The sequence below is a fragment of the Aminobacter anthyllidis genome (assembly GCF_018555685.1).
Taxonomy (GTDB): Bacteria; Pseudomonadota; Alphaproteobacteria; order Rhizobiales; family Rhizobiaceae; genus Aminobacter; species Aminobacter anthyllidis.
In genome coordinates this window covers 20,134-33,831 of the sequence record NZ_JAFLWW010000012.1, presented here as the reverse complement: position 1 = coordinate 33,831, position 13,698 = coordinate 20,134, and the positions used below count along the sequence as shown (strand labels likewise).

Below are 13,698 nucleotides of genomic sequence, written 5' to 3'. Positions count from 1 at the left end.
AGGACTAGCGCGGTATTCTTCGTGTAGGCGGCGTCGCCCCGCATTAATTCCTCCGAAATAAGCCAGTGACCCTCAGCGATTAGATGGCCTTCCCACAACCAAAGGTAACTTTGTCGACGCTATGATACCTGTTACAAGCGATTTCGTGGATGAAATTTATGTAAACTTTATTTTAATCAAAATTAATAGTACTTATATAGTAATAAATTCGTTATAACACTCCATTGCGATCATGTTATAATTTTGATAGCTACACCTTATCGAGAAAGTGAAGCGCCGAATGGCGGCATGGATCGAGCCGGGCGATAGCTTCTTCTCGTTGGTCAGCTAGACCTTATAGGTTCGAATATCCTCTTGCCTGAGCAGGTCCAGCGACTTGCCGAAGTGACGCGCAAAACAGCGAGACCTGCTGAAGGTAGGAGAGCTGAGTGTTTGGTGCGAGGTTGCGCACCTCCGTGTCCTCGCACAATCGGCACTTTTGCCGTTTGTTTCCCCGAGCCGGTTGCGTTGACCGGCATTTCTTCCTTGGCTAAAACTCTTCCGTTCGCCGGGCAGGCTTTGCGTCCTGCGGTTCTGAACCAATCTCCAATCCGTGATGCTGATACCGTCTCGCTTTGCGGCTTCGGTCACATAGAGGCGTTCGGCTCCCGGCTTCCCATTCTCCTTTGTGAGCGCAGTTCTTGCACGGATGGATCCGCCGCCGACTGCAGCAACAAGTCGGTGCGCGACAGCGAGCGCGAAACGATCGGCAACGCCGAGGAAATCTACCGTCGCTTTGTCGCTACATGGAAACAGCAATCGCCGAAGGGGCGCTCGAGCGCCGCACACGAGGTACGACGATCATAGGCTGCGCGACAGGGTTGCAACCTCGACCCTGCTCTTCGCCACGCGGTCACCCGAGCCGCGACAAAGTAGCAAAATCAGCTTCGCCGTTCCATCCCTGGCAATGGCCACCGGCGCGGATCGTAGCGATAGTGGGCGGCAAAGGCGATCAGGGTAGGATTGAAGCGGATTGTGTCGCCACGACGCTCGAGCACTGCGCTCTTCAGATTATCGTAGAGCACGACTTTTGGGATCCCGCCCCATCTCTCGAAGGCTTCGAGGTGACCGGCCAGAAACGCTTCCATCCTTGCATCCAGAAAGAACGCAGGAAGATCCGGCGTGAGTGGCTCAGGACGATGACGAAGGCCATGAGTGGGCGCCGCGCCCGGCCAATCTGCAGATGTCCGAAATGACCCCAGTCGGCCTGGGCCTGCTCGCCAGGAAGCGTGCGCAAGCGCAGATAAGCCTCGGCCTTGGGGCGAGGCCGGTGGCGGGCGATCACGTGACGGAAGTGACCGCTGTCACCGCAGTAACCCCGCTCAACGACCATGCCGTAAAGACGGGCAGCCGTCAGGCTGGGAAAGGCCTTCAAGGTCTCAAGGACGAACGGGAGATAGGGGTCGATCTTGCTGGGTCGGGTCTGCGGGCCATGGGGCACCAGCCCGGATCGGGCAAGCACTCCATGAACGGTGTGGTGGTGGATGCCGAGCTGCCGGGCAATGGTGCCAGCGCGCCACTTCTCGACATGGTGATAGCGCAGGATCTGGGCCTGCAGCTCAGGAGATATGGCCATCGTTATCCTCAAGACGGAGACGTTCGAATGGCTTGGCGGCGACGCAGGGGCTCGCGGCGGACAAACCGCGAGCAGCGGCGATTACACCAGTGACAGTGGCGCCCTAGAATACCCCCCAACGACCCAGTCGAGATCGCAGGCTCGGTTAAGGACGGCGTATCAGCGGTGTCAGGCGCTTGGATCTGCGTCGTAGCCGTTGCCGTCATGACATAAACATCGGCGTCGTCATCGGGTGAACCATGGTGCGTCACTTTATTGCGTCGGGCCCGGTATCGGCGGCTGCGCTCGGCGTGAGCGAAGCGGCCGTTTCTGCTGGCTTGATATCGCTTGGCAACATCCCGTCGTCGCTCGGCACGCGCAACACATGCGCAGCCCTTGGCCCAATAGATCTGTCCACGGTCGCAACGTCTGCAGATCAGTGTCTGAGCCCGGCAACACTCGCAAAGGAAGAAGCGCCCGGTGTCCTCTTCCGCCACCCTGTGGCGGTGTCCATGACGTGTCGGTGTCCATGACGTGGACGCGAGGTGCCATCTGCGCCATAATAGCCCGGCATTCGTCTTCCGCACGGTGTAGGGTGCGGCGCCGGGTAAACTTGCAAGGTTGGGTCGGCGCCGCGCCTGCTTTAACGATCTGGGAAAAGATTAAAGCACGCGCTGCGGCTCCGCCAGCGCCCACGCGCTTCACCGAAAAAGCATCGGCGAAAAATGTTCTCCGGATCTCGCCCCCGCACGCGGTCCGCGCTACGCTGCGCTGCGGGGGCGAGGTCCTCCTATGCGATCCCCCAGACAACCCTTCCGCTTCTCGCGGAAACCTGGATCTCCTTGCTGGCACCGTTTATGCGCACTTCCTGACGACCGTTCACACCATCCATCGCGACGAAAACAAATAGGGCCGTCCGCGTCCCTCACCGGCTGGATACGGCTTTGAAGGCGACGGCATGATTGCGCCTTGGTCACTGGGTGCGGGTCTATCTGCCGACGCAGCCGTGCGACATGCGCATAGGGATGAATGACCGACTTCATCCGTTGCACAAAGGCAATCGTGGCGACGGCAAGAGCGGCGGCGATATCCGGTCCATGACAGAAGGTTACGAGGATCCTAGGACGCCCATGCGACTCAGGCTCTCGATCGTATCCTCGTTGTGGCCAAGCTCGGATATGATGTCTGTGGTGTGCACTCCGAGGGCTGGTATAGAGGTCAGTTCAGGCGACGGTGTCGCTGAAAAGCGCGGAGCGGCGTTGGCCTGCAACACACCGTCGACAGTTCGGTAAACGTCGCGGGCCACCATATGTGGGTGCACAGCAGCCCTCTGGCATGGATAGAAGAGGCGCGAAGCAGGTATCGGTGCCTTCAAGCAACTCAGTCCATTCCGCTCGGGTTTTGGTCTTAAATAGCGCGGCGAGCTCATCTCCGAGCGGCCCCCAAACGTTCGGGTTTCCTCTTTGACTTTCGGCGAAGCGCTCATCGTGATCGAGGCCAAGACGTCTGATAAGCTAAACGTAGAATTGGGGCTCCATAGCCTGCAGAACAATCCACTCACCGTCTGAGCAGACGTAAGTACGGTCGAAATGCTTCCCGAGAGCCCCTGGCCGGGCGTTTGCAATGGAGAGGTCGTAGTCGATAGGAAGAAACGACACCAAGAGGTTCAACAAGTGAGCCGAGCCATCAACCATAGCTGCATCAATCACCTGCCCAGTGCTATCCTGTCTAGCCCGGAGAATTCCGGCGAGAATGCCAACGGCTAGATAGAGCGCCCCTCCGGCTACATCGCCTAGGATTGTGGGGGGTGCTTCAGGTGGCTGGCCAGGCTGGGTCGCGAACCATAGAGCGCCGGAAAGAGCAATGTAATTGGCGTCGTGTGCTGCAGCCTTCGACAGAGGACCATACTGCCCCCAACCGGTCATCCGACCGTAAACTAATGACGGGCGACGGGCGAGGCAGACATCTGGCCCTATCCCGAGGCGTTCCATAACCCCTGGGCGATTGCCTTCGATCAGGGCATCGGCCCCGTCGATCAGTTCTAAGAACGTGTCCACTGCTCCCGGCTTCTTTATATCCAGCACGATTGAGCGCTTCCCACGACTGCATATCGACCAAGGTCGTGGAGCGCCTGCATCTTTGGCTGGGCGCTCCACCGCAATCACGTCAGCCCCTAAGTCGGCAAGCAGCATGCCGCAAAATGGTCCCGGCCCCATCCCAACCATTTCGATGATCTTAACGCCTCTGAGTACTCCCATCGATCACGATTCCCATTGGTGGAGTTTCCAGACCATTTGACGATTACTGGCCAACAAGCCGCATAGCAGCGGCGGCTACATCCGGCGCCCCTCGGTATTGCGCGAAACCCTCTCGCCAGGAAGGCGAATTAAAGTCATTTGCCAAGTGACTTTTTGCGCAACCTCATGGGCTACGTTGAGCAGTTCCCGTGAAACCCGCTAGCGCCTCTTATCGCATGGCGACCCTTCTAAGGGTCGGCGCATGTAGACTAAGATGACTACCGGAGCACTCAAGCGAGCGGACGACCGCGTAAGCCACGAGGCACCCGTACTATGACCAAAGAAGATGAAAGGCCGGTCGACATATCCGCGAAGCGCCTCAGTGACAGCGGATACTAGCAAATCCATGCTCCGGATCGCGGTCTCAGCTGTTCGGCTACCGCGCCCCAGAAAGTCGACGCAGATCAGCTCGACGTTTGGGAAGATAGCCAGACCAGGTACGGAACGATTGGACGCTGCCATCCTCATGCGGGAAGCAAAATATCCGATACGACGGTTGCAGGCGCCGGCCCTATTCGGCACTTGCGCCTTTCCCATCCGAATTGCGCTATCCTGCCGGTGCGCTGTCCCTATCGGGCGCTTGGAAAACCCTAGTCCCTCCCCCCGCGATGAATCTGCCGTCGTATAGACACCGTGCCGTCACAAGCACGCCCTCATCCTGCAGAGACCGCACCTCATCTTCAAAGGATTTAGCCACCGTACAGCTCTTGCGAGTGCTTGCTCTGATGAATCCGTTGGGGCGCGTGACGCGAGCCAGTTCGCGCATGCGTCCGATCGGGCGTGCCCGAGCGTGAAGACGCCGCAGCAGACCCGTAATGTCATAAGTCGTACTGGAGTAGTCGGAGAGCGGCTCGTCTAGGTCGACATCGCTTCGGACATGGCTATAAACGCGAGTTTTCAGAGCCTTGCCCGCCATCTCCTCCTCGGAGAGGTCGAACCAGTCGAGCAAATGGAAACCGAGGCGCTTCAACTGCACGCCCACGAGACCTGTTCCGCACCCAGGGTCCAGGATTGCGATGGCTGCTCGCCCATTGGCCAAATACGCTGCCTGCACGGCATCCGCCAGTTGCGCAACGACCGTCGACCCGCAGTACCCCTCACGGCCAACATACAGGTCATAAGAACTCGCCCATCCGCGATAGAAGTGGGCTAAGCGACCGGCATCGCCGTCGAGGGCATGGCAATGCTTGATGCGCCTTCGTGCGGGCTTGCTCCAATGAGGTACGTTGATCAAGGGTATTCATGACAGCTCCTCGGTATAGGGGCAGATGCGATGCGGTACAGTCGTGATCAGCGGCCCAATGGCTGCGGCTGAATCCGCAACGTTTTCCTCAATGAGCCGGATGCCAGCCGAGCTTTAAGGCCCTATATCTCGCCGGATCGGCCTTAGAGGCCGGCTGTAAATCTCTTGCTCCGTGTGCAGATCGTAGGGTCTGCCGCTCTCCAGGCGGATGTAGGATAACCTAGTTGTCTTTCTCGATTATGGAAGCAGTATACATGATTAACCAAATTTTCCTGTAAAAATTTAATTGCATTAATATTAAAAAAGTTTCACAATAAATACCATAGATTTGGATATTGATTTATGGATTGCGATCTTGATTTGGTGTATTACTTGTAGAGTGAAGGTTATTTTCCATGCATAAGCACCCCTTTTGCAGAACGTGTTTCACACAACCGAGGCTCCATCGGCAGGGTTTAATGAGTCCGCCCTGAACAATGGCTAAGCCATTGACGCGGCAGCGGCCGCGGCGACGGGAGGAAGTATCCGGTTTGGCGGCGCAAGCAGCGATAGCGAGCAGGATGAGCGCACACAAAAGCGCCAGGACGGCGAGGATGAGGCGCAGATTGTGGCCGGCAGCCATGAGCAGAGCATTGATCGCGTCGCCACCATGACCGAGAAGGAAGTTTCGGTCCAGCCGCCCATCGGTTTTCATGTGACCGATGGTGGCCTCGATGGCCGATCGTCGCTTCATCTCCCGCTTCATGGTGGCGCCCAGGCCGCGCTTGCTGCCGGCGATCATCACCGAACCCCAGCCGGCGTAATCATGGCCGCGATAGCCCTTGTCGACGTAGATGCGGTCCGGATCGATACCCCCAATCTCCACCGCCTGATCGACCGTCGCTGCGAGCGTGTGGCCGTCATACGTCATACGGATTGAACCTCGAAGGATTTGGCCGCCAGCACGAGGCCTTCTCGGTTCGTCGTAGCGATCCCGACCTTGCAGCCAAACTCGTAGGGCGCGCGGGCTTTGCCTTTCGAGATGCAGACCACCTCGGGCGCATGGAGCGAATAGAGCTTGTTCTTGTCCTTCGGCTTCTGCGCCAAGAGCCGCTCGACCAGGCCGAGCAGCCGGGCGAACCGGCCTCGAGTTCACCATTGCCGGCGGTCTTGCGGCTGACGTCGCGCAAAACCCGGCCCAGATATGTGCGAAGGCGCTTCAGTTCGCGCCGCATCCGGCGAAACTGCCGGGCGTGAGCATAGCGGCCGGCGCGTACCGCCGCAGCCTTGGCCAGCCGGGTGTGGCTGCCTGAGCACGACACCATACCGCTTCGCCTGGCTCTGGTCCGATCCGCTTGCGCCGACGTGTCATCGTGCTGGCGTCGATCGGCGCCTCGTGCTGGAAAAACTCGAAGCCGCTAAAATAATGCCCGTACGCATTCTCCACCCACCGCTCCACCACCTCTTCGTCCGACACATCGTAGACGTGCTTGAGGTAATGCAGCGCCACCATCAATCGTGTCGGCTTGGCCGGCCTGCCGACCGGGCGGTAGAAGCGGTCGAACGCCTCATCAAACCGGGCCCACGGCATAAACCCCGACAGCCGCACCAGCGGGTGCCTCATGTTGAGGAGCGCATCCAGGCGCTCGCGGAAAAGATCACTCTTGTCGCGGGATGGACCAGATGAAGGCATCGATAAAACACTGGGAAAGGAACGAATCGGATTCGCTTTCCCGCATTCTCCGATACTTCAAACCCCTTGGGAATCCATGTCCTACAAGGCTTTCTGATGTTTTTCAGCGCCGACTAATGACCATGACCGCCTATGCATTCCTACAGGATTACGACGCTCTCAAATTAACCCGCCGTCAAGGATATCCACACTGACGCTAGTTGAGACGCCTCAATGAAACTGCCAAAGTAGCGCTAAAGCGGGCGGAAAGCGGACCCGCTCGTCATGGAGCGGGTCGATCAGCCGAGAGACGCTACCTCAGAATGCCAAATCGGCGGCATCCCCCCGAATGATCGGATCGAGGGATTGATCTCAAACACGGTCCGCAGTTCCTTGTTTCTTTAATGTGCCGAAAAGAGCCAGAACCAACAACACATTTATGACCGCCACCGCGAACAGCACGGCGAGCGAACCGTTCGTGCCGAGCCTCGTGATCAGCTGTGCTCCCAGCGAGGGCGATGCGGCCTGCATGATCAGGCTCGGCATGGCGATGCGCCCCATGATCGATGGGTAAAGGTCGTCACCAAAGACGGCGAGCGGCAGCGTACCGCGGGCAATGGACTCTAAGCCAATTCCCGCCCCGTAAAACACAAGTGCTGCCGTCACGATTGGAACGTTCGCCCACAGAAGGCCAACTCCAATGGCAACGAATACGGTCGAGGCAACCTTCGTCCAGATCGGATGATGGAAGCGACTGATTGCCATGTCGATCGCCCGTGCGCCGACTTGACATGGCCCGACCATCGCCCCGAGGGCGACCGCGGCGGCAAGCCCGATGCCACGAGCCTGAAGGATTGTTAGGAGATGGACGGAAAGCAGCGTTGAACTGATCGAGCTGATAGTAATGACGAGCACCATTAGCATAAACAGCAGCCTCGATCCTGCCGGTAGAGGGCGCTCGCCCAGGTCCCCGCGATCACTTGCGACGACGGCACGTGTCTCTCGTTTCTGCTCTTTCGGCAGCGCGAAGACATAGATTGGCAGCAGCACGAATAGATCCATGCCCGCATAGATCAGGCATGCGTTGCGCCAACCGAATTCGGAGACGAACATGGCCGAGAGCGGCCAGCAGATGGTGCTGGTAAAGCCCCCAAACAGGGTCAGCGTCGCAATCGCGGTTCGCGCACGCTGGCCATATATGCGGCCGAGCGTCGCGAATGCCGGGTCGTAGAGACCCGCGCCCATGCCGACACCGAGCACCAGCCACGAGACGATGTAGATCAGCAGGTTGGGAGAGAGCGCCAAGCCGATTAACCCGGCAGCAAGAAAGACGGCGCTCGTCGCCAGCACAAGGCGACCGCCAAACCGTTGGATATTGTCGCCGACAAGCGGCGAGACGATGCCGGCTACGAGCAGGCCGAGTGAAAGGCCACCGACAATCCAGGCCACCGGCCAGCCCGTATCGCAGGCGATGGGCTGCGTTAGTACGCCCAGCAGAAAGAAAGAGGACCCCCATGCGAGTATTTGCGTCATGCCAAGAACAGGAATTATCGTCCGAAGACGGGGGGCATCCCCGATTGGCGCAGGCTGATTTGAGGGAGTGATGTTCACGGCGCAACTCCGTTTGCCTTGCCATCTTGCTAAGCAACTGCATGGCGTAGGCATCATTCATGATCATACGATTGAGCTCGCCATCGAAGTCGTCGTCCTCGCCGTCGCAGACGCCGAGGATTTCACCCGCTTCATCGCCCCAGTAACGGAGCGCGATCTCGCGCGAGCAGACCTTGAAGCAGCGGCCGCAGCCAATGCAGGGCGGGCCATCGATAGCCGTCAGATATTCCGGCATCCATCTGGAGCGGTCGCATGTGATGTCGTCATCGTGAAACTCTCCAAGTTAGCGAGTTCTGTCTTGGCCGCATCGAACTCGGCAAAAACATCGAATGTTTTTTCAGCGATCGCCTTGATCTCGGTCCAGTTGATCGGGAGGTCGTCGGCAAGGTCGTGCAATTCCATCTTTGCAGTTCCCGCACGCGACTGCAGCTTGCGAACCTTCTTCTGCAGATCTTCAAGGTCTGACATGATCCCTTCCTCGATACCCGGTTCCACCAGCTCGTGCCATGAAGGCATATGAATGGCTGCGATCGCAGCGTCGAGCAGTTTCGTACCGGCCCTCGGCGAACTTCCCGAACGCCTCGAAGCCGAACCGGTGGATGCCGATTGGTAGTTGCTGTGCTGCGACCAGGAGTATTGACCGCCGGATCAATCGGTGCGATCCGGCGCGGCTAGATGCAGGACTGTATCCTGCGCCTTCGAGTTCAGGATGAGGCGAGTGGGGTGGCCCTTTGAGTAGCAGCCGACGATCAGATGTTCTGTCTAAGATCGACATGGGCGGCAAGCGTATTTTGGGAGATTGTCGATTTGGCACTGGCATGTTGCTTTCCTCGTTCCATCGATCGCGATGTCACCCAAGCCAAGGACATAAATGTCAGTCGGCAATTCCTGCCGCTTTACGATGAGGCTGCCTCAAAAATCGTGCCAAACTGGGTCAAAAAGAGTCTCAGAAATTCCCCATAATTTCAGGCCTATATGAGAGCGCGGCAGGAGACCGAACAGCCACTGTCGCGGACTTGACAAACCCGACAGTAGGCTTCGGTTGTCCGCCGTCTTTCAGCCAGGGCCAACTGGATTGCTCCGGGGAAGTGCGATTCACGCTTCATTCGCTCGCGCTCCGCATTGGCAGATCATCCCCTTTGTTAGTCCCAACGCCCGCCGCTCGAGCAGAGGGCGCCAAGGCGAGCGCCGCGATCATGATGATCGCAAGCCGGACCCCCGAGCCCGTGATGGCGACCGACGCGCCTGGGCAATGCGAAGGCGCGCCAGCGCTTTACCTTCAGGCGTCCCGTGCCGCGATCTTCCGCAGCCATTTGCGCAGCAGTACAGCTGCCGGCGAGAGCGTCCAATTGTCGTTCCATGTCAGTATCCCCCTGGCGCAGGCAACTGAGGTCGGTGATCCTGACGAGCTTGCCCTATTCTATCAACGGCCGCATCAGCCGGTGCCAGCCCGCGGCAACGCTCTGATCGCCTGAGTGGCATGCAAGGCCATGAAGAGTTTGCCGAACCTGCGGCCACGGGGCAGCTCGTGGGGAATGCCGGCGCGACGCAAGACCTCGCCCCAGTCCGCCCATCCAGGATCGGCCCCATTGATGTGCAGGAGCGGAAGCTCGGAGAGTGATTCTGCAGTGGCATCCGGTGCTCCTGGCCAACGCCGGACCGCACGCCCTGCCGACCCTTTGGTTGGTCCTACGACATTGATGTCATCTTCCGACAAAATGCGGATAAATACGGACCGACGATACCTCCTACGTTAGCGAGGTGGATTGGGGCCGTCGTATTGGGGGGAGGTATGAAGAACCGTCACTCGGGCTCTGCACGCCACCGCCCCCTGCCGAAGTAGCTTGCAAATGGTCGAGGGACGTCCGGGGTCGAGGCCAGCCACGAAACGGGCCGAGTTCGCCAACTGCCTCCGTCGACGTGCGATTTAGCACATGGCCCTTGGCATCTCGACGAGATGGGTGAGTCCCGATGCGGGAAGCGCCTTACGGCAGCTTTGGGTCCGGGCTCGCAGTCGGCCCGAGCCCCCTAAATTTCGCATATCTTGAGCGCTTGTCGCTTTGACTTCCCCTCCAAACTAGCTTGGTCACCCGCCCCCACGTTTCTTCCGTGGCCTCTTGCGTTGATCCCGCGCTCCGATCGCCGATTGTGCCGCCGGCTCGGCAGCGCTCACTAACGCGCCAGTCTCGCCCATAGCTGTGTGATATTCATCGGCAATCTCGTCCACCACCTCCCCCGCTGATTGGATTTCGGAGACGGCGGAAACTGTATGACCGGCGCTCCAAATATCGGTCCATCGCTTCGGCCCTGTTCCAGCAAGATCGGCGCTGAACCTCTTCCTTGCCTCATCAACGCTTAGCGGTATTTGCAGCTCGGCCAGATCGAGCCCGACGTCCAAGATAGACTGGCGTAGATAATTGGCATCGAATCCGTTAATTGCCTTCGTTAGCAATATGTCATCGATGCCTGCATTGACCACCATTTGCTTGTGACCCTGCGGCGCCAGGCTCTCATGCGTTGCGATGAAACGTGTACCCATCATGCCGAAGTCGCATCCCAGCACCCGTGCTGCCCAAAGCGCATGCCCGTCGGACAGACCGCCCGCGAGCCCCACCGGCCCGTCATAAATCGAGCGTACCGCCCTGACAAAAGACAAGCCGTTCAGCCAGCCGGTCTGTCCTCCTGCCCCTGCGCTCAGAAGTACCAGACCATCGGCACCCACTCTGATCGCTTTTTCCGCATGCCGCATAGTGGCGACATCTGTCAGGACGGTACATCCAACATCATGCAGCTGGGGGATGATTGCCTCAGGCGATCCGACGCTTGCGAGCACAATCTTGACCCGGTGCTTGACCAGAACATCCACGTCGGCCTGAAGGGCCTCAGATGATCTACGCATCACGATGTTGGGGCAGAACGGCGCTGAGATATCGTCGGACTCAGCACAAGCTTTTTCTATCCTAGACAGCCACTGGTCAAGCTCTTCCGGCGAGCGCGCATTGAGGGTTGGAAAAGCTCCTATAGCTCCCTTCCGGCAAACCGCAGAAACGAGTTCAGGGCCTGATACATGCTGCATCGGTGCCGAGATCAAGGGAATGCGCAGTCGGGAAGTGATTGATGTAGGCAAACCCATTTCACTTATCTTATGTGTTAAGATGCTTATGCGCTGGGCCAGCTGATGCCGGGCAAGACGCATTACCGCATCGACGGCGACCGCCCCCTGCCCCATGGGGCGCACGATCAGCGGATTGATTTCGGCTTCGACGAACCGCTCCCCTTTTGAGATGGCGAACTGGGCAAACTTTTGGATGACGTCGACCGCCGCTTCGACATCGCCCTTCGTCCGGCCTCGCCAACCGTCAAGCAGTTGGAACAGTTTTAGACTGCGCAGGGCCTCGGCAATCATAGCACGCGAGGAGGGCAACAGGATCGTGGCAGTATCGCGCAGGAGCTCCCCTTCCGTGCCGCTTGTCCCAATTGTAAGGGTAAGGCCCATCGGGTCTACCCGGTGTATGCCTACAAGCAACTCGCCGACTCCATCTTTCACCATCTCTTCCACTAAGAAGCTCGAAATGGAGATTTCCGGGGCAACATGCTTTAATTTCTCTGCCATCGTGCGCACGGCCTGCCACGCCTCTTCGGGCGTACCCAGGCGCAGCACAACGGCACCCAACTCGCTTTTGTGTGCCAGTCCTGCGCTAAGCGCCTTCACCGCCACTGGAAAATCAAGTTCGTCCAGCCGACCGGTTTGATCTGGTGTCACCACGATACTGCGAGGCACCGCTATACCAGACGCACCCAGTTCGGCTTTCGCAGATGCCTCGTCGAAAGCGATCTCTTCGGTCAGACCAGTCCGGTACGTTGGTACGAGAATTTCTTCGTCGGTCCTTTGAGAAAGGACATCCGCCAGTTCCGACGAGCGTACCGCATTTGACACGGCGCGGATCCCGTCCTCCATCCCCTGCAGCGGGACCAATCCGTCCGCTATCATCCTCTCTCGAATGCTTTTCGGTAACGCTTCCGGCAAAGTGTTGACAAAAGCAGCAGGCATCCGCCGCTCGCGTGCTGCTTGCGCGAATGCCTGGGTGGTGACGTTCCAGATTTGTGGATCCCAGCCGCCCTCGGGCGGGAAGCACATCACACTCAGAGCCACGTCCCGATCATCCGACAAGTATGCCCGATAGATATTTAGATTTCCGTCGAAGCCCGCATTTTGCCCGGAAGAGATGTCGAGAGGATTGGCAGGATGAACAAAGGGCGGCAGATATTTCTCAAGCTCTGCTGCCGCTTCAGCCGAGGGCGGCTGCAGGTCAAGCCCGTTAAATTCAGCGATGTCGCCGCCAAGCACCGCATAGGAGCCCGAACTCGTTGCGAATGCCGTACGACGTCCTTTCACCCTTGGAGCGTACACCAGCATTTTCAGCGTCTCCAACGCCTCAGTCGGAGTTCGAACCTCGACAAATCCGAGTCGCTTAAACAGCGCGGAAGTCACGATATCATCGCCCGCTCGTGAAGCGGTATGTGACTCGGTCGCTCGCCGACCCGCGCTTGTTCGGCCGCCCTTAATAACGACCACTGGAATATCCTTGCGCGCCGCTTTGAGAGCCGCAGCGGAGAGGACGGCCGGGTCTCTAATGCCCTCCAAATAGAGATTCACCGCCCGAATGCGTTCATCATCCAGAACCACATCCATAATGTCGGCTACAGTTACCATCGCCTGATTACCGAGCCCAATGGAGTAAGCCAGCGGCAGCGACCGGTCCGAACAGCCCAGGTCGGAGAGGTACGAGCCTCCATTGCTTATGAGGGCGACGCTGCCATTTTCGTCATGGACACCGAAATGATCCATCATAAAAACGGACCGATCAGCAAAATTAGCAACGCCCGGACAGTTCGGCCCGATTATCGGCATTTCACCTGCCGCTTTCACCAGGTCACGCTGTGACTGTTCTCCGCCATGCATTTCGGAGAAGCCGGAAGTATTACAGATCGCACCTGCGACACCGATCCCCGATAGCTCACGTACAACGCCGACCACGTTTTCTCGCGGTACAGCCAGGAACGTGACGTCCGGTATCTCCGGAAGATCGCCCACGTTGGGCACACAGGGAATGCCCGCCAGTTCATTGCGGCGAGGATTGACAATATAGATATTTCCTCGAAATCCGCGCGTTCGACAATAGTCGATGGCGGGTACAATCGACGCTCCGCCGATGAATACTGCACTTTGCGGCACTAACATGCGTTTTAGACGTTCCCGTCTGTTCTCCCGTACGCTATTGTAGTTCAAGATTAGACTCCC

The 13,698-nt window shown here is 58.4% G+C and carries 9 protein-coding genes and 2 pseudogenes; 3 read left to right on the top strand and 8 right to left on the bottom strand.

Features of this window, described 5'->3' with window-relative positions:
- Window positions 1-507 precede the first annotated feature (507 nt).
- On the top strand, window positions 508-846 hold the full coding sequence (locus J1C56_RS28400; protein WP_214393340.1) for a hypothetical protein: 339 nt from the start codon (window positions 508-510) through the stop codon (window positions 844-846).
- Window positions 847-920: 74 nt separating this feature from the next.
- Here the strand turns inward: J1C56_RS28400 and J1C56_RS28395 are convergent, their stop codons facing one another.
- On the bottom strand, window positions 921-1,127 hold the full coding sequence (locus J1C56_RS28395; protein WP_214393339.1) for a hypothetical protein: 207 nt from the start codon (window positions 1,125-1,127) through the stop codon (window positions 921-923).
- A 38-nt stretch (window positions 1,128-1,165) separates the two neighbouring features.
- Between J1C56_RS28395 and J1C56_RS28390 the strand changes: the two genes are divergently transcribed.
- Window positions 1,166-1,708, top strand: coding sequence for a hypothetical protein (locus tag J1C56_RS28390; protein ID WP_214393338.1), 543 nt, complete (start codon window positions 1,166-1,168; stop codon window positions 1,706-1,708).
- A gap of 1,400 nt (window positions 1,709-3,108) precedes the next feature.
- On the opposite strand, the gene J1C56_RS33125 is transcribed toward J1C56_RS28390, so the two are convergent.
- The 6 genes and pseudogenes from J1C56_RS33125 to J1C56_RS28365 all read right to left on the bottom strand — a co-directional run bounded on the left by J1C56_RS33125 (window position 3,109) and on the right by J1C56_RS28365 (window position 8,864).
- The gene (locus J1C56_RS33125) at window positions 3,109-3,786 is read right to left on the bottom strand and encodes a CoA transferase (protein ID WP_246592113.1); all 678 of its coding nucleotides are present in this window, start codon (window positions 3,784-3,786) and stop codon (window positions 3,109-3,111) included.
- A 652-nt stretch (window positions 3,787-4,438) separates the two neighbouring features.
- On the bottom strand, window positions 4,439-5,125 hold the full coding sequence (locus J1C56_RS28380; RefSeq protein ID WP_246592063.1) for a class I SAM-dependent methyltransferase: 687 nt from the start codon (window positions 5,123-5,125) through the stop codon (window positions 4,439-4,441).
- 517 nt (window positions 5,126-5,642) lie between these two features.
- Window positions 5,643-6,806 (bottom strand): annotated as a pseudogene (locus tag J1C56_RS33780) (transposase); the annotation flags it as partial.
- Between the two features lie 351 nt (window positions 6,807-7,157).
- Window positions 7,158-8,318, bottom strand: a complete 1,161-nt coding sequence (locus tag J1C56_RS28370) for an MFS transporter (RefSeq protein WP_214393428.1) — start codon at window positions 8,316-8,318, stop codon at window positions 7,158-7,160.
- Between the two features lie 136 nt (window positions 8,319-8,454).
- Window positions 8,455-8,631: pseudogene (locus J1C56_RS33120) on the bottom strand (ferredoxin family protein); the annotation flags it as partial.
- Window positions 8,616-8,864, bottom strand: a complete 249-nt coding sequence (locus tag J1C56_RS28365; RefSeq protein WP_214393337.1) for a CCE_0567 family metalloprotein — start codon at window positions 8,862-8,864, stop codon at window positions 8,616-8,618. The gene J1C56_RS28365 and the pseudogene J1C56_RS33120, both read right to left, overlap by 16 nt.
- Window positions 8,865-9,592: 728 nt before the next feature.
- On the opposite strand from J1C56_RS28365, the gene J1C56_RS28360 reads away from it, so the two are divergent.
- Complete coding sequence (locus J1C56_RS28360) at window positions 9,593-9,871, top strand: hypothetical protein (RefSeq protein WP_214393336.1); 279 nt, start codon at window positions 9,593-9,595, stop codon at window positions 9,869-9,871.
- Between the two features lie 611 nt (window positions 9,872-10,482).
- Here J1C56_RS28360 and J1C56_RS28355 read toward each other — a convergent pair.
- A complete protein-coding gene (locus tag J1C56_RS28355) occupies window positions 10,483-13,686 on the bottom strand; it encodes an acetate--CoA ligase family protein (RefSeq protein ID WP_214393335.1) in 3,204 nt (1,067 codons plus the stop codon).
- Window positions 13,687-13,698: the final 12 nt, after the last annotated feature.

Coding starts and splice junctions, on each gene's coding strand:
- J1C56_RS28395 (WP_214393339.1), bottom strand. CDS start 1,127: ATGGAAGCGTTTCTGGCCGGTCACCTCGAAGCCTTCGAGAGATGGGGC.
- J1C56_RS33125 (WP_246592113.1), bottom strand. CDS start 3,786: ATGCTGCTTGCCGACTTAGGGGCTGACGTGATTGCGGTGGAGCGCCCA.
- J1C56_RS28370 (WP_214393428.1), bottom strand. CDS start 8,318: ATGACGCAAATACTCGCATGGGGGTCCTCTTTCTTTCTGCTGGGCGTA.
- J1C56_RS28365 (WP_214393337.1), bottom strand. CDS start 8,864: ATGTCAGACCTTGAAGATCTGCAGAAGAAGGTTCGCAAGCTGCAGTCG.
- J1C56_RS28360 (WP_214393336.1), top strand. CDS start 9,593: ATGATGATCGCAAGCCGGACCCCCGAGCCCGTGATGGCGACCGACGCG.